Genomic DNA, 15,353 nt, shown 5'->3' on the forward strand with positions numbered 1-15,353 from the left:
TTTTGATCAATATAATTGTAGAGCTGTCAAAATATCTGATGATAGCCCTGATGCTGGTCTATACATTTGAATGTTTTGCAGTATTTAATTACACAGATGAGTATACACAGAGAAGTATTTTCAGAAAGCAGAATGTGCTGATGTTTCTGCTTCATATGATTGCATTTCTGGTGATGTATCTGCAGACAAATGAAACAAAAATGATCGGATTTTACGGGATGCAGGTGGTACTGTTTCTGGCGGTCATTTTGCTGTATACAATAATTTACCCGCGGGTGTCGCGGCTGGTTGTAAATAATATGTGTATGCTGATGGCAATCGGCTTTATTATGATCACCAGACTTTCGTATTCGCTTGCGGTAAAGCAGTTCCTCATTGTCAGTGCATCTGTAGCGATAAGTCTTGTGATCCCGGTCATCATCCGGAAGGTAAAAGCTCTGTCAGAATGGAAAATATTCTATGCAATTGCAGGTGTTGTAATGCTTGGGGTCGTCATCATTGTAGGACGTGTGACTGGAGGAGCGATGCTGAATGTTGCAATCGGAGGTTTTACCCTTCAGCCATCTGAGCTTGTGAAGATCATTTTTGTATTTTTCGTTGCGGCGAGTCTGAAGACTGATACTTCATTTAAGAATATTGTGATCACAACGGCAGTGGCAGCAATGCATGTGCTGATCTTGGTTCTGTCAAAAGACCTTGGTGCGGCGCTGATCATTTTTGCTGTATATCTGGTGATGCTTTATGTGGCAAGCAGACAGCCACTTTATGTACTTGTCGGGCTGATTGCAGGAAGTGGGGCATCAGTTGTGGCATATAAATTATTTAACCACGTCCGTGTGCGTGTACTGGTATGGAAGAATCCATTTACCGTTTACAATGAAGGTGGTTATCAGGTGGCACAATCCTTGATGGCGATCGGCACAGGAAGCTGGTTTGGAATGGGACTTTTTCAAGGGGCGGCAGATCAGATACCTGTTGCAGAGTCAGATTTCATTTTTTCGGCAATTGCGGAGGAAATGGGACTGATTTTTGCACTTGGTCTGATACTGGTATGTGTCAGTGTTTATATGATGTTTCTGAATATTGCGATGCAGCTTCGGGACAGCTTTTATAAACTGGTGGCACTGGGACTTGGAACCTGTTATATTTTTCAGACATTTCTGACGATCGGAGGTGTGACAAAGTTCATTCCGTCTACCGGAGTGACACTTCCACTGGTAAGCTACGGTGGAACCTCCGTCCTCAGTACGATCATTATGTTTGCGATCATTCAGGGACTGTATGTATTAAGAGAAGACGAGGAAGAAGACATTGAAAGAAAAAAATTACAGAGAAGACGAACTTCCAGATCTGGATCAGCAGCTGGAGAGCCTGCCAGACGAGAGCGGGTATCACGACCAAAAGAAGAAGGCAGAAGGAAAAAGCCGCAGCAGACGAACGGATGGCGAACCGAAGAAAAAGGCCGAACGCAGCAGCCTAAAAAACGGACAGCGGCGTCCGAAAGAAGCACAGGCAGAAAGAAGCGGAGCCAGTAAGAAAAAAGAGAAGCAGATGACCAATAAAGAACTGACGAGAGTTACTTATATTTTTGTAACACTGTTTTTGGTACTGTTGGGATATCTGGTTTATTTTAATGTGGTAAAAAGTAAAGAGGTTGTCAACAGCACGTACAATATCCGTCAGGATCTTCTTGCGGACCGTGTGCTGCGTGGCAGTATTACAGATAAAAATGGAGAAGTGCTTGCACAGACTGTGACAAATGACGATGGATCGGAAACACGGGAATATCCGGAAGGAGAAGTGTTTGCACATGTTGTCGGATATGCCGCAAAAGGAAAATCCGGACTGGAATCCTCACAGAATTTCAATCTTCTGACTTCAAATGCCTTTTTCCTGGAAAAGCTGGCGAATGAATTTAAAGACCAGAAGAATACGGGAGATACGGTGGTCACAACCTTGGATGCGAACCTGCAGAATGCAGCATATAATGCACTGGGAGATAACAAAGGTGCAGTTGTCGTGATGGAGCCAAGTACAGGGAAGATCCTGGCAATGGTATCGAAGCCGTCTTTTGATCCGAATAATGTTTCGGAAAACTGGGATGCACTGAACAATGACGAGAACAGTTCGCTTCTTAACAGGGCTACACTTGGACAGTATACACCGGGGTCGACATTCAAGCTGGTGACAACACTTGCTTTTATGCGGCAGAATCCAGATTATAACAATTATTCGTTTGAATGTAACGGAGAATTCTCACAGAATGGGGCAACGATCCACTGTTATAACAGTACTGCCCATGGGGAAGAGAGTCTGACGGATTCGGTTGCAAATTCCTGCAATTCTTCGTTTTCAAATATCGGGCTGCAGCTGGATAAGGCAGAATGGAGAAAGACTGCCAAACAGATGCTGTTTAACAGCAAGCTTCCGGGTGATGTGAAATATAATGAAAGCAGTTTTCGCCTGAAAACAGATGCAGGAGATGCAGATACGATGATGACTGCAATTGGTCAGGGAGAGACACAGGTCAGTCCGTACCATATGGCGATGCTCGTTTCGGCGATCGCAAATGGTGGAAAGCTGATGAAGCCGTATCTGGTGGACAAGATTACAAATTATGCAGGCACAACGGTGAAGAAATATATGCCGGAAAGCTACAAAGAGCTGATGACATCATCTGAAGCTGCACAGCTTACGGAATACATGAAGGCGGTTGTGGATTATGGTACCGGAGCTGCGCTTTCAGGTGCGTCTTATACAGTGGCAGGGAAAACCGGAACTGCCGAGGTCAGTGAAGATGGAAATACAGTACATTCCTGGTTTGTCGGATTTTCCAATGTGGATAATCCGGAGCTGGCGATCGGCGTCTGTGTCGAGGATGCGGATACGGCGACCATTACTGGTGTCAGTGTCGCAAAGCAGGTGTTTGATTCTTACTATAATAATTAAAGGTCAAGGTGACAGCGCACATGAGGTTTTACAAAAATCTTTATGTCAGCGAGAGCATGACAAAAAAGAAAGAAAAAGTGATTGCAAAACTGAATAAAAAAAAATATCCGTTGAAAACTTATGTGATCGCACTGATCGAAGAAGGGGAAAATCAGCTGGAATTTTATTCGACGTTGATGTTCCGCCAGGGAAGTGTGATCGATGATGATATTTTCGCAATTGGTCTTGCAAGCGGATATGATGATGCGCTGTATCTGGTAGAAGAGATCGCAAAGGAAGTTTATGAAGAGACAGGGGATTTGGATATCCGGTCTTACATCAGAAAGCAGGAGAGGGAAGAAGAATGATTCTACATATCATTGGATTGATTTTGAAGATTATCGGAATAATTCTTCTGGTGATTCTGGGAATTCTGCTACTTGTGATCGGTGTCCTTCTCTTTGTACCGCTGAGGTATGAACTGCGTGCCGAGTTTCCGGGGAAGCTGGAAGATGCGGAGGGGAATCTTAAGATTTCATGGCTGCTTCATCTGATTGCAGGAAGAGTGGAGTATCGGAACGGCGATGTGAAATGGCAGGGGCGGATTGCCTGGAAGAAGTTGGGAGATGTTCTGGAAGCGGAAGATAAACCGGTGAGAAAGAAGGAGAAAAAGCCGGATGGCGGAAAAAAAGCCGGTGCGGAGAATGCCAGTGAGAGAACGGCAGAAAGAAATGATGCGGCAGATGTAAAGAAGCCGCAGACGCTGCCGGAAAAGAGAGCCGAAAGCGGAACGTATGCAAAGCCAGAGCATGCGGACGTGAAAGATGAGAAGTCCAAAACAGAAACACAGGGAAGTCCTGACACGAAGGTGAAAACATTTTCAGAAAAAAAAGAAGAGAATGCTACACCGGAAAAGGAAAGTGAATCCAGAGAAAAAAAGGATGTTCATGACGAGAGAGGATCCGGAAAGGCTCACAAAACTCCACGAAAGCGGAAGAAACCGGTCAAAGCATTTGGAAAACTGATCCGGAAGCTCAGCCAGAAGCTTCGTGAGATCCTGGAAAAGATCAAATGTACATGGAAGAATTTATGTGATAAAATAAAAAATATCGCAGATAAAAAAGATAAAATTCTGGAGTTCCTGGAACAGGAAAATCATAAAGCAGCTTTTGCACGTGGCAAAAAGGAACTGGTCTGGGTGAAGCGTTTTCTGAAGCCGAAAAAGCTTCGCGTAAAACTGCATTTCGGTTTTGAAGATCCTTACCATACCGGACAGGTACTGGCACTTTGTGGAATGTTTTATGCATTTATCGGAGAAAATATGGATCTGGAACCGGATTTTGAAAAGCGGGTACTGGAAGGTTCCGTTTATGTAAAAGGAAGACTAAGAACAGTTCATATGGCAGTATTTGCAGCAAAGATGCTGCTGGATAAGAATATCCGCAGCACTTACCATGATATCAGGGAGTTTAAATGGTAAAGCATTCGATAGAAAATAACAGGAGGAATCGAAAAAATGGCAGTAGATAATCAGTTTAAAGAGACAGTAGATGCATTGTTTAAAGGGATGAACGGCGTGGTATCATCCAAAACCGTTGTAGGAGATGCAATCCACATCGGAGATACGATTATTCTTCCGCTTGTTGATGTATCTTTTGCAATCGGAGCAGGGGCATTTCATGCGGACAAAAAGGACAGAGGAGCCGGCGGACTCGGTGGAAAGATGATCCCGAGTGCGGTGCTTGTGATCCAGAACGGAACAACCAGACTGGTCAACATCAAGAATCAGGATACCATGACCAAGATCCTGGATATGGTCCCGGATGTGATCGACCGTTTTAAATCCCCATCTGAGGATAAAATGACCGAAGAGGATGTGGCAGATCTGTTAAATGAAGCAGATTCTCCGGAAAATCAGGAATAGACGTAGGTTTCTGGCATATATTTATTGTAAAAGAGGAAAAAGCAGGAACGAAGATGAAACGGGTATTTGGTTTTGCACTGTTTTTTGTGGCACTTGGTATGGTGATCATGATGTTCATTCCGAGCATATTTATCGGAATTCTGATCGTTCTGCTGTGCCTCCTTGTCGGATATCAGCTTTTTTGCTGCTGATTTTGAAAAAATATGAGAACCTGCAGGGGAAACCCTGAAAAAAGCCTTGCGTACGCAGGGCTTTTGTGATACAATGCTAACGTTGCAAAAAAACACGTGTGTGGTTTATCCCGGTGGTGCCAAAGCTGACAAGCATGGTTCGCGGACATAAGCACACGGAAGTAAAAAACCAATGGAGGAAAGAAACATGAGCGTTATTTCAATGAAACAACTTTTAGAAGCAGGTGTTCATTTCGGACATCAGACAAGAAGATGGAACCCTAAGATGGCAGAGTACATCTACACAGAGAGAAATGGTATCTACATCATCGACCTTCAGAAATCTGTAGGTAAAGTAGATGAAGCTTACCAGGCAGTATCTGACATCGCAGCAGAAGGTGGAAAGATCCTTTTCGTAGGAACAAAGAAACAGGCTCAGGACGCTATCAAGACAGAAGCAGAACGTTGCGGAATGTACTATGTTAACGAAAGATGGCTTGGAGGAATGCTTACAAACTTCAAGACAATCCAGAGCAGAATCGCTCGTCTGAAAGAAATCGAAGCTATGTCAGAAGACGGAACATTCGATGTACTGCCGAAGAAAGAAGTTATCGAAATCAAGAAAGAATGGGAAAAGCTTGAAAAGAACCTTGGCGGAATCAAAGAAATGAAGAGAATCCCGGATGCTATCTTTGTAGTAGATCCTAAGAAAGAAAGAATCTGTGTTCAGGAAGCTCACACACTTGGAATCCCGCTGATCGGTATTGCTGATACAAACTGTGATCCGGAAGAACTTGATTATGTAATTCCAGGAAACGATGATGCTATCAGAGCTGTAAAACTTATCGTATCCAAGATGGCTGATGCTGTAATCGAAGCAAACCAGGGCGAAGCAGAAGAAGTTTACGAAGGCGAAGACGTAGAAACAGCTGAAGAAACAACAGAAGAATAATTCGAACAATCCAAAAGATCATATTGAAAGATGGAGGAAAAAATCATGGCAATCACAGCAAGCATGGTAAAAGAATTAAGAGAAATGACAGGCGCTGGTATGATGGACTGCAAAAAAGCTCTGAACGAATCTAACGGAGATATGGATGCAGCAATCGAATACCTCAGAAAGAACGGCGAAGCTAAGGCTGTTAAGAAAGCCGGACGTATCGCAGCTGAAGGTATTGTTATGGCAGACGTTAAAGAAGATAAGACAGCAGCTATCGTAGAAGTTAACTCTGAGACAGACTTCGTTGCTAAGAACGCTGATTTCCAGGCATTCGTAAAAGCAGTTGTTAATCAGGCACTTACTACAAAAGCTACAGATATGGAAGGATTCATGGCTGAAGCTTGGAACGAAGATGCTTCTAAGACAGTTAACGATGCACTTACAGAAAAGATTTCTGTAATCGGAGAAAAGCTCAGCATCAGAAGATTCGAAAAGATCGTTACAGATGGCTGTGTAGTATCTTACATCCACGGTGGCGGACGTATCGGTGTTCTTGTAGAAGCTGATACAGCAGTTGTTAACGATGCTGTTAAAGAAGCTCTGAAAAACGTAGCTATGCAGGTAGCAGCTTTAAATGCTAAGTATGTAAGCCAGGCAGATGTAGATGCTGATTACATCGCACATGAGAAAGAAATTCTTCTTGCTCAGATTATGAACGACCCGAAAGAATCTCAGAAACCGGAAAAGGTTATCCAGGGAATGATTTCCGGACGTATCAACAAAGAGATGAAGGAAATCTGTCTGTTAGATCAGGTATATGTAAAAGCTGAAGACGGAAAACAGTCTGTAGCTAAATACCTTGATGAAGTTGGAAAAGCTAATGGAACAACTATCACTCTGAAGAAATTCGTTCGTTTCGAGACAGGTGAAGGTCTTGAAAAGAAAAATGAAGATTTCGCAGCTGAAGTTGCAGCTCAGGCAAACGCATAATCTTACAGTTCGCATAAGAATTTGAACCGTATGATTATCATGTAAATCAACGAAAAACCTTGAATTTCCTATGAAAATGGGATGATTCAAGGTTTTTTTGCGTTGCCAAGCATGCGACAAAAAGGTCCGGTGGACCTTTTTTAGTGTTGGGGAATAAATTTTGACTTATCGTAAATTATCGCTATTTATGCATGAAATTGGGTAAAAGTTGGGGAGTGAGTTGGGGAATTTCAATTCCCCAAGGGACATTTGATGCATATCTATATCAGATTATAGAGAATAAGCAAAAATTCATATCTCAAATTATGACCAGTAAAAGTCCGGCAAGATCCGTAGAGGATATTGATGAAGTGGCACTGTCTTATGCAGAAATCAAAGCTTTAGCGGTTGGAAATTCGTATATAAAAGAGAAGATTTTGATATTTATCACTTACCGCCTTTAATGGGAATGTTCGTAGATTATATTGAAAATGAATGTGAAAGATTGCTGCAAGAATCGCCGCAATTTACTGAGCTACAGAGAGAAGACCATGAGTTACTGGACGAATACCCATTCTTAAATATGATTACCGACAGTAATGGAGTCACGAAAGTGTTGGATTTGAATTATGCAGAGACAGAAGCCTTGACGAAATTTTGTTTAGTGGAAGAAGATATAAACTGTTGGAAACGATTGCAGATGTATTTATTAGGGATAGCACATGCAATGTGGATAATTGAGTTATTCACTTTTCCGGTAACACTTATACCACCAGAACGCATGATAACGTGTGCCTTGACCAATTCGCAGGATTGCCAGATCATTAAAATCATATCCTGGAAATTGTAATTTGGCAGCGAGTGTTTTCTAAGTAAGATTATGAGCCTTTCGTAATTCTTTTACCCGTTGTCCTATTCTGCTTTTTACTGTTCGTTTTTTATACCAATAAATAATCATTCTGATCCTCAAAAGTTTCTGTAGATTGAAAAAGAATTATATTGTTATATGATTTCGTAAGTGATATACTTAAACACAAGGAAAACCGTGTGAAATTATAGTTTGCTTTTTGCACGGTTTCCTTTATATACAAAGGTTAGTGAAAACTAACAGTGGAGCGATATGAAAGATTTTTTGATTATACAGGAAGGAAAATGTAATGCTAATGAATGTTTTTGAAGGTATACTGATTCCATTTGTTGGAACAACGCTAGGTGCGGCATGCGTGTTTTTTATGAGAAAAACACTTAGCAAGTCAGTGCAACGTGCACTTGCAGGGTTTGCGGCAGGTATAATGGTTGCTGCTTCAATTTGGAGTCTTCTGATTCCGGCAATTAAGCAATCTGAGAGTATGGGGAATTTATCGTTTATTCCAGCAGTTGCTGGGTTCTGGTTTGGTATATTGTTTTTACTTGCACTTGATCATTTGATTCCACATCTTCATATTGGAAGTGATCAGGCAGAGGGACCGAAAAGCAAGCTTGGCCGTACTACAATGATGGTGTTGGCAGTTACACTACATAATATCCCAGAAGGTATGGCAGTTGGTGTAATGTATGCAGGATTTCTTGCTGAAAATGCACAGATTACTGCAACAAGTGCACTCGCTTTATCACTTGGAATTGCCATTCAGAATTTTCCAGAAGGAGCTATCATATCCATGCCACTTAGGGCAGAGGGCGAAAGTAAGGAAAAGGCATTTCTTGGAGGTGTACTTTCAGGAGTCGTTGAACCGATTGGAGCAGTACTGACGATTCTTGCTGCACAGCTGGTAATCCCGGCATTACCATATTTATTGAGCTTTGCAGCAGGAGCTATGTTATATGTTGTGGTTGAAGAACTAATTCCGGAAATGTCACAGGGACAGCATTCGAATATCGGTACGCTTTTCTTTGCGCTTGGATTTAGTTTGATGATGATTTTAGATGTGGCACTGGGATAAGGGGAGAAGGTAATATGGTAGACAAAATACAAAATGCTTATGAAACATCAAAAAATATATATGACGATGTTCTTACGCAAAGGAATATTTTCAGCAAACTGTATATTAAGTTATTTTGGAGTGGCACTGATGATAATGGTATAGCACGAAAAGTTTTAGCATATGTTCCTGATGACTTTTCGGGAAATCTTCTTGATATTCCGGTTGGAACGGCTGTATTTACGGAAAACAAATGGAGTACCCTGAAAAATGCACATATTACTTGCATTGATTACAGCATGGATATGCTTGATCAAGCCAGAAAAAGACTTGGTAGTCATGCACATATCAAATGCATTCAGGGTGATGTGGGGAATTTGCAAATGGAGAATGAATCTGTTGATACCGTTGTCAGTATGAATGGTTTTCATGCATTTTCTGACAAGCAAAAAGCATTTTATGAAATATGGCGCGTTTTGAAACCGGGCGGCGATTTCATTGCCTGCTTTTATATCAGTGGAAAATCGAAACGGACAGACTGGCTGGTAAAAAATATTCTTGCAAAGAAAGGGTGGTTTTCTCCGCCGTTTCAGACGGAGAAAGAGCTGAGAGATATCCTTCAAAAACTATATAAAGAAATGGATATCGATGTTGACGGTTCCATGGTATATTTCCGTTGTGTGAAGTAATGCAATGATGCTGGATTCATAATGAGAATTGTTCGGTTCTTATGCTAAATGATGCGACAGGAGAGGGCGTTATGACGGTTTACTGAGTAATGCCAGGTGTGATGATTTGTTTTTCAGACATGGCAACAGCAGGTTGCTTTTCAGACTGCGGATTTATTGATATGATAAAGATAACGGAGGTGACGACTATGGAAACAAAAAATGTTATTTTAAAACTTCGTACTGAAAGAGGAATGTCACAAGACGAGCTGGCAGATAAAATCATGGTAACAAGGCAGGCAGTATCACGTTGGGAAAATGGAGATACAGTTCCAAACACTGATACACTTAAGCTCTTATCGAAAGAATTTGATGTTTCCATCAATACGCTTTTAGGAGAACCCAGAAAGCTGATTTGCCAGTGCTGCGGGATGCCAATTGGCACGTTCTTATTTGAAAGAAATGCTTCCAAAGTTAGATTACTGGAACAGGTATGATGAACTTAGTGACAATGGGCAGTTTGAAGAGTTTAAAATGCAATTGATAAATGAAATAAATGATCTGCATATAAGCGGTCTTCCAAGAGTAGACAAACTAAATGCACTTGTGGCGAAATATGTGAATCTGGAATATACTCTGCCTAATGGACAAAAAGTGAAATTCCTTGATGATCAGAAAACCTATCTGGGGAATCAACTGGAGTCTGAATTCGGAGGAGACACATGTTTTGGCATTCTGGCAAGTATGGATTTTATTCTGGTATGTACATATGAGAAGGATGGTGAAAATCCAGAGCTGTTGATTTATAAAAAGAGATAATTTAAGTAAAACGAAAGCTCTCGAATATGGAACTGATCCCCCGTCAAATAGACAATTGAAAAAAATAAAATTTTCCTGCCAGTAGATTATCTGCTGGCAGTTTTTTATTACATAGGAAATGTCATTTCCTATGTAATAAAAGCCTCCGGCAGGATGCGCACTGCGGCGTACAATGAAGATGAGAAATAAATTATTCTGTTGTATTGCGGCGAATTAATATAGGTGTAATCTGTTTATGAATAGGTTTACCTAATGGTTTGGGAACACGCTTTTTCTGATTTTCCATCTGCTGGATCAAAAGATCCATGGCAGTTTTTGCAATCACATTGATCTGCTGTCCGATGGTTGTGATCGGAAGGATTGCTTCGCTGGCAATCGGAGAATTGTCAAATCCAACAATTTCATAAGTGGAAGGAAATGTTCCGTATTTTTGGAAAATTAAATTAAGAAACATATTAGCATAGGTATCGTTCGCAAGAAAGATACCCTTTTTTTGATCGGGGTATTTTGATTCTATCTTGTTGAAAATGTCCCGGATTACATTTAAAATTTCATGATAAGAATCACCTTTTACACTTAGATCTATCTCATACGGAATATGATGTTCTTCACAAGTTTCCTGAAAGGCTCGGATTCGGTCATAAGCTGGGGCAGATTTATTTACATTGACATTTATATGAATTAATATGTTACATTTATCCCGGATCAGCAGGGAAGTGGCCTGAAGTGCACCCATGTAGTTATCTGTATTGACACTGCTGATATATTCTGCTTCACGCTCAATTGCAATGACGGGGATCTGATAGGAAGCGAGCTTCTCAGATGGAAGAGTGTGGCTTAAAACTATCAGACCCTCAATCTGATAAGAGAGAAGTTCTTCAATGTATTGTTGTTCTTCTTCTGCACCATGTTTACTGACGAAAACAAGAAATTTATAGTGATAATCACTGTAGCTGGAAAGAAACTGTGTCAGCATCTCAGAATAATAGTGCAGATAAAGGTTCGGAATAATGATTCCAATGAATTCACTCTTCCCATTCGCCAGAACCTTTGCCAGCTTATTCTTTTTATATCCAAGTGTATCAAGAGCCTGTGATATCTTTTCCTGGTTTTCTAAAGTAAGAGAATCAGGATGATTGAAGTATCGCGATATTGTAGTCTTTGAAAAATTAGTGTATGCTGCAATATCTGCAAAAGTTACCTGTTTTTTACCCATAAAAGTTGAATCTCCTCCAATATGATGTGATGGCCGAAATATGACATCCGGTGGTCAATAATATCTTTTAGTATAGCAATTTTCAAGAAAAAAAGCAATGTTAAAATAACCGATTACGTAACCGGTTATTTTAATAGACAAAAGTATTGACAGAATGAAATAGATATAGTAATATTAAACCATAAAGTAACCGGTTACTTAATCGGTTTTGTACGAAGAGTAAATGGAATGGAGGAAGAAGTGCATGAAAAAAATGCAAAATCAAGCAAAGTCCGTAAGCAAGCGAACGTGGAGAGAAAAGATGACTTATGTGAAAAAAAACTGGCAGTTATATCTTTTCTTCCTGATGCCAGGACTTTTACTGACAATTATTTTTAAGTATCTCCCGATGGGTGGTCTTCTGATTGCTTTTGAAGACTACAATGTAATAAAAGGAGTTTTTGGTAGTCCCTGGGTAGGACTTGAGTATTTCAGACGATTCTTATCTTCACCAGATTTCATGAATTATCTGATGAATACGTTGAAAGTGAGTATCTATGGATTACTGTGGGGATTTCCGGTTCCGATCATTCTTGCATTGCTTTTGAACCGTATTCGTAAGACTGGAATTAAGAAGAAAGTGCAGCTTTTGATCTATATGCCAAACTTTATTTCAGTCATCGTGCTTTGCGGTATGGTTCGTATGCTTTTATCTCCGGTTGGACCGCTGAATAAAGTACTGGGAATCAGTACAAACTGGATGACAATGCCTTCCGCATTCCGGACAATTTACATTGCAAGTGGAATCTGGCAGACCGCAGGATGGGCATCTATCATGTACACAGCAGCGCTGGCGAATGCCAGCAAGGAGCTGGAAGAAGCAGCCATCGTGGATGGAGCGAATCTCCTGCAGCAGATCTGGTATGTAGAATTGCCGGCAATTAAGAATATTATTGTAATTCAGTTTATTTTGCAGGCTGGAAATATTATGAGTATTGGTTTCGAAAAAGCTTATGCTTTACAGACAGATATGAACCTTCCGGCGTCAGAAATCCTGTCTACGTATGTATATCGTATTGGACTTCTGAATGGAGACTATGGATATTCGACAGCAGTAGGTCTTTTCAATTCTGTTGTAAATGTTATCTTGCTGATCTTTGTGAACTGGGTTGTTAAGAAACTGAATGACGGAGAAGGATTATAGAAAAGAGGGAGAAGAGATGGAGAAAAAAAAGAAGAAAAAATATTCAAGGACAGATAGAGTAATCCTTGGAGTCGGATTTACCATTCTTGGTTTATTCGTCCTTTCTATAGCAATACCGATTATTTATGTAGTACTTGCATCCTTTATGGATCCGACTGTTTTGAATAACCAGGGATTAAGTTTTAATATTAAGGACTGGACATTAGATGCTTATCGAAGAGTATTAGAGAATGAAATGATCTGGCGTGGATTTTTGAATTCCTTCCTGTATTCACTTGCATTTACAGTAATTTCTGTTTTTGTGACATTGCTGGCAGCATATCCGTTGTCTAAAAAAGAATTTGTAGGAAGAAAATTTTTCAATATTATTTTCCTGATCACAATGTTCTTTGGGGGTGGAATGATTCCTACATTTATCTTGATCAATCAGCTGCACATGGTTAATACGGTGTGGGCAATCCTGATTCCGGGGGCATTTAACGTATGGAATATGATTCTCGCAAGAACTTATTATCAATCAATTCCGACAGAATTAAGAGAAGCATCTGCAATTGACGGGGCGAATGAGATCCAGCATTTCTTTAAAATCATGATTCCGGTATGTAAGCCGATCATTGCAGTTCTGGCACTCTGGTCTTTTGTTGGAATGTGGAACAGTTATTTCGATGCAATGGTTTATTTGAATGATGCAAATCTACAGCCATTGCAGTTAGTGCTCCGTTCTATCCTGGTACAGAATACACCACAGCCGGGAATGATCGCCGATATCCAGAGTACGGCAGAAATGGCAAAAGTAGCAGAACAGCTTAAATATGCAACCATTGTAGTATCAAGTTTACCACTGTTAGTAATGTACCCATTCTTCCAGAAATATTTTGACAAAGGAATTATGGTAGGATCGGTAAAAGGCTAATAAGAAAGGAACGATACGGATATGAAGAAAAGAAAAGTAAATGCATTACTCGCAATTGTACTATCTATGACGATGCTGGTGGGAGTTGCAGGATGTGGAAAAGAGCAGCAGCTCGCAGCTGAAATTGATCCGGATACACCTGTATCGGAAGTGCAGTTTCCATTGAAGGAAACCGCAGAACTTTCCTTTATTACAAGTGCACCGGCTACATCAACACAGGAGCCAAATGAACGAGTGATCTTTCAGCGCATGGAAGAGCAGACCAATGTTCATATTGACTGGACTTGTTTTGTATCAGATCAGTTTTCTGATAAGAAAAACCTGGCACTTGCCCAGTTTGGAAATCTGCCGGATGGATTATTCAATGCCGGAATGAGTGAGTATGATCTGTTACGTTATGCAAAGCAGGGAATCATTATTCCTTTGGAAAATCTGATAGATAAATATATGCCGAATTTACAGGCAGTATTTGAAAAATACCCAGAATACAGGACGATGTGTACAGCACCGGATGGACATATTTATTCATTCCCATGGATTGAACAGCTTGGAGCTGGGAAAGAAGCCATTCAGGCAATCGGAGATATTCCGTATATTAACAAAAAATGGCTGGATTATCTTGGACTTGAGATTCCGACAACAACAGATGAATTGGAACAGGTATTAATTCAATTCCGTGATCATGCAGATGAACTTGAAAAAGAATTTTCAATTGAAGGTAATGTGATTCCAATGTCATTTATTATCAATAATGGAGACCAAGATCCGGCAATTCTAATCAATGGGTTTGGAGAAGGTTATGGAGACACGGGAGATCATTTCGCTGTAACGGATGAAGGAAAAGTTATTTACACAGCTGTTCAGGAAGGTTATAAAGAAGGAATTGAATGGTTACATAAACTTGTGACAGAGGATTTAGTTGACCCAGAAGCATTTACACAAGAGTGGTCTACCTATGTAGCAAAAGGTAAGAACCATCGATACGGTCTCTGTTTTACATGGGACATTGCAAATATTGATAACAATGAAGATTATGTGATGCTACCGGCACTGACAGGGCCGAATGGCATGAGAAATATCACGAGACAGAATAATAGTGAAACAAGTGGATTTGACCGTGGAAGATGTGTTCTTACATCAAGTTGTCGGAATACAGCACTTGCTGCTGCATGGATTGATCAGATGTATGCACCACTTCAATCACCACAGAATAACTGGGGAACTTATGGAGAAAAGGATTCCTTTAACATTTTTGAACTGTCCAAAAATAAAGATGGCGGAGAAATGCTGAAGCACATGGATCTTGGAACTCAGTCACCGGTAGAAGTACGTGAGGCACAATCTGTAAATGGTCCACTTGCGGTACTGAATGAATATTATGATGTATATGTAACACAGCCGGAAGATGCAAAATGGCGTTTAGACAATATGCATGAAACTTATCTACAGGATATGAACAGCAAGTATGTTTATCCAAACGTCTTTATGAGCATTGATGATACCAATAAAGTATCTCAGTACGATACCGATATTAAAAAATATGCAGAGCAAAAGAAAGCAGACTGGATCTTGAATGGCGGAATTGAAAAAGAGTGGGATTCCTATCTGAAGAAAATGGAAAAGTATGGACTTTCTGATTATCTTTCAATTAAACAGAAATATTTTGATCAGTATCAGGAGTCATTGAGTGAAGAAAAATAACGA

The 15,353-nt window shown here is 40.4% G+C and carries 17 protein-coding genes and 1 pseudogene; 17 read left to right on the forward strand and 1 reads right to left on the reverse strand.

Annotation, left to right across the window (positions count from 1 at the left end; translation table 11 throughout):
- Window positions 1–2 precede the first annotated feature (2 nt).
- The 14 genes and pseudogenes from PGY05_RS10630 (at window position 3) to PGY05_RS10695 (ending at window position 10,337) form a co-directional block, all read left to right on the forward strand.
- Window positions 3–1,535 carry an FtsW/RodA/SpoVE family cell cycle protein gene (locus PGY05_RS10630; RefSeq protein WP_195412893.1) on the forward strand — a complete coding sequence of 511 codons (1,533 nt, stop codon included), beginning with the start codon at window positions 3–5 and terminating at the stop codon, window positions 1,533–1,535.
- A gap of 16 nt (window positions 1,536–1,551) precedes the next feature.
- Window positions 1,552–2,949: a peptidoglycan D,D-transpeptidase FtsI family protein gene (locus PGY05_RS10635; protein ID WP_270475937.1), complete on the forward strand. Its 1,398-nt coding sequence runs from the start codon at window positions 1,552–1,554 to the stop codon at window positions 2,947–2,949.
- 20 nt (window positions 2,950–2,969) lie between these two features.
- Window positions 2,970–3,296: a hypothetical protein gene (locus tag PGY05_RS10640; protein WP_270475867.1), complete on the forward strand. Its 327-nt coding sequence runs from the start codon at window positions 2,970–2,972 to the stop codon at window positions 3,294–3,296.
- Window positions 3,293–4,408, forward strand: coding sequence for a DUF2953 domain-containing protein (locus PGY05_RS10645; protein WP_270475868.1), 1,116 nt, complete (start codon window positions 3,293–3,295; stop codon window positions 4,406–4,408). Before PGY05_RS10640 ends, PGY05_RS10645 begins: the two co-directional genes overlap by 4 nt.
- 36 nt (window positions 4,409–4,444) lie before the next feature.
- Entirely contained in the window at window positions 4,445–4,852 is a 408-nt protein-coding gene (locus tag PGY05_RS10650; RefSeq protein WP_055155563.1) for a GerW family sporulation protein, read from the forward strand.
- Between the two features lie 53 nt (window positions 4,853–4,905).
- A complete protein-coding gene (locus tag PGY05_RS10655; RefSeq protein WP_008375213.1) occupies window positions 4,906–5,043 on the forward strand; it encodes a hypothetical protein in 138 nt (45 codons plus the stop codon).
- 187 nt (window positions 5,044–5,230) lie between these two features.
- Window positions 5,231–5,974, forward strand: a complete 744-nt coding sequence (gene rpsB, locus PGY05_RS10660) for a 30S ribosomal protein S2 (protein ID WP_044999249.1) — start codon at window positions 5,231–5,233, stop codon at window positions 5,972–5,974.
- 45 nt (window positions 5,975–6,019) lie between these two features.
- Window positions 6,020–6,952, forward strand: a complete 933-nt coding sequence (gene tsf, locus PGY05_RS10665) for a translation elongation factor Ts (RefSeq protein WP_270475871.1) — start codon at window positions 6,020–6,022, stop codon at window positions 6,950–6,952.
- Window positions 6,953–7,185: 233 nt separating this feature from the next.
- Window positions 7,186–7,368 (forward strand): annotated as a pseudogene (locus tag PGY05_RS16795) (helicase); the annotation flags it as partial.
- Window positions 7,369–7,394: 26 nt separating this feature from the next.
- A complete protein-coding gene (locus tag PGY05_RS10675) occupies window positions 7,395–7,781 on the forward strand; it encodes a hypothetical protein (RefSeq protein ID WP_270475873.1) in 387 nt (128 codons plus the stop codon).
- 307 nt (window positions 7,782–8,088) lie between these two features.
- Complete coding sequence (locus tag PGY05_RS10680) at window positions 8,089–8,871, forward strand: ZIP family metal transporter (RefSeq protein ID WP_270475874.1); 783 nt, start codon at window positions 8,089–8,091, stop codon at window positions 8,869–8,871.
- A 14-nt stretch (window positions 8,872–8,885) separates the two neighbouring features.
- Window positions 8,886–9,539 (forward strand): class I SAM-dependent methyltransferase, encoded by a 654-nt coding sequence (locus PGY05_RS10685; protein ID WP_270475875.1) that lies wholly within the window; start codon window positions 8,886–8,888, stop codon window positions 9,537–9,539.
- 188 nt (window positions 9,540–9,727) lie between these two features.
- Entirely contained in the window at window positions 9,728–10,015 is a 288-nt protein-coding gene (locus PGY05_RS10690) for a helix-turn-helix transcriptional regulator (protein WP_270475876.1), read from the forward strand.
- The gene (locus PGY05_RS10695) at window positions 9,957–10,337 is read left to right on the forward strand and encodes a hypothetical protein (protein ID WP_270475877.1); all 381 of its coding nucleotides are present in this window, start codon (window positions 9,957–9,959) and stop codon (window positions 10,335–10,337) included. Before PGY05_RS10690 ends, PGY05_RS10695 begins: the two co-directional genes overlap by 59 nt.
- A gap of 190 nt (window positions 10,338–10,527) precedes the next feature.
- Here PGY05_RS10695 and PGY05_RS10700 read toward each other — a convergent pair whose 3' ends face one another.
- Entirely contained in the window at window positions 10,528–11,553 is a 1,026-nt protein-coding gene (locus PGY05_RS10700; RefSeq protein WP_270475878.1) for a LacI family DNA-binding transcriptional regulator, read from the reverse strand.
- A gap of 244 nt (window positions 11,554–11,797) precedes the next feature.
- Between PGY05_RS10700 and PGY05_RS10705 the strand changes: the two genes are divergently transcribed.
- The 3 genes from PGY05_RS10705 to PGY05_RS10715 are packed head-to-tail and all read left to right on the forward strand — an operon-like array spanning window position 11,798 to window position 15,350.
- Window positions 11,798–12,736 (forward strand): ABC transporter permease, encoded by a 939-nt coding sequence (locus tag PGY05_RS10705; RefSeq protein WP_195255829.1) that lies wholly within the window; start codon window positions 11,798–11,800, stop codon window positions 12,734–12,736.
- Window positions 12,737–12,752: 16 nt separating this feature from the next.
- On the forward strand, window positions 12,753–13,649 hold the full coding sequence (locus tag PGY05_RS10710; RefSeq protein ID WP_270475881.1) for a carbohydrate ABC transporter permease: 897 nt from the start codon (window positions 12,753–12,755) through the stop codon (window positions 13,647–13,649).
- Window positions 13,650–13,670: 21 nt separating this feature from the next.
- Window positions 13,671–15,350 carry an ABC transporter substrate-binding protein gene (locus tag PGY05_RS10715; protein ID WP_270475882.1) on the forward strand — a complete coding sequence of 560 codons (1,680 nt, stop codon included), beginning with the start codon at window positions 13,671–13,673 and terminating at the stop codon, window positions 15,348–15,350.
- Window positions 15,351–15,353: the final 3 nt, after the last annotated feature.

Source organism: Coprococcus sp. AF51-11b1, assembly GCF_027682785.1.
In the GTDB taxonomy this organism is placed as follows: domain Bacteria; phylum Bacillota; class Clostridia; order Lachnospirales; family Lachnospiraceae; genus Allocoprococcus; species Allocoprococcus comes.

Coding starts and splice junctions, on each gene's coding strand:
- PGY05_RS10690 (WP_270475876.1), top strand. CDS start 9,728: ATGGAAACAAAAAATGTTATTTTAAAACTTCGTACTGAAAGAGGAATG.
- rpsB (WP_044999249.1), top strand. CDS start 5,231: ATGAGCGTTATTTCAATGAAACAACTTTTAGAAGCAGGTGTTCATTTC.
- PGY05_RS10645 (WP_270475868.1), top strand. CDS start 3,293: ATGATTCTACATATCATTGGATTGATTTTGAAGATTATCGGAATAATT.
- PGY05_RS10640 (WP_270475867.1), top strand. CDS start 2,970: ATGAGGTTTTACAAAAATCTTTATGTCAGCGAGAGCATGACAAAAAAG.
- PGY05_RS10680 (WP_270475874.1), top strand. CDS start 8,089: ATGCTAATGAATGTTTTTGAAGGTATACTGATTCCATTTGTTGGAACA.
- PGY05_RS10705 (WP_195255829.1), top strand. CDS start 11,798: ATGAAAAAAATGCAAAATCAAGCAAAGTCCGTAAGCAAGCGAACGTGG.
- tsf (WP_270475871.1), top strand. CDS start 6,020: ATGGCAATCACAGCAAGCATGGTAAAAGAATTAAGAGAAATGACAGGC.
- PGY05_RS10675 (WP_270475873.1), top strand. CDS start 7,395: ATGGGAATGTTCGTAGATTATATTGAAAATGAATGTGAAAGATTGCTG.
- PGY05_RS10685 (WP_270475875.1), top strand. CDS start 8,886: ATGGTAGACAAAATACAAAATGCTTATGAAACATCAAAAAATATATAT.
- PGY05_RS10700 (WP_270475878.1), bottom strand. CDS start 11,553: ATGGGTAAAAAACAGGTAACTTTTGCAGATATTGCAGCATACACTAAT.
- PGY05_RS10635 (WP_270475937.1), top strand. CDS start 1,552: ATGACCAATAAAGAACTGACGAGAGTTACTTATATTTTTGTAACACTG.
- PGY05_RS10715 (WP_270475882.1), top strand. CDS start 13,671: ATGAAGAAAAGAAAAGTAAATGCATTACTCGCAATTGTACTATCTATG.
- PGY05_RS10655 (WP_008375213.1), top strand. CDS start 4,906: ATGAAACGGGTATTTGGTTTTGCACTGTTTTTTGTGGCACTTGGTATG.
- PGY05_RS10710 (WP_270475881.1), top strand. CDS start 12,753: ATGGAGAAAAAAAAGAAGAAAAAATATTCAAGGACAGATAGAGTAATC.
- PGY05_RS10650 (WP_055155563.1), top strand. CDS start 4,445: ATGGCAGTAGATAATCAGTTTAAAGAGACAGTAGATGCATTGTTTAAA.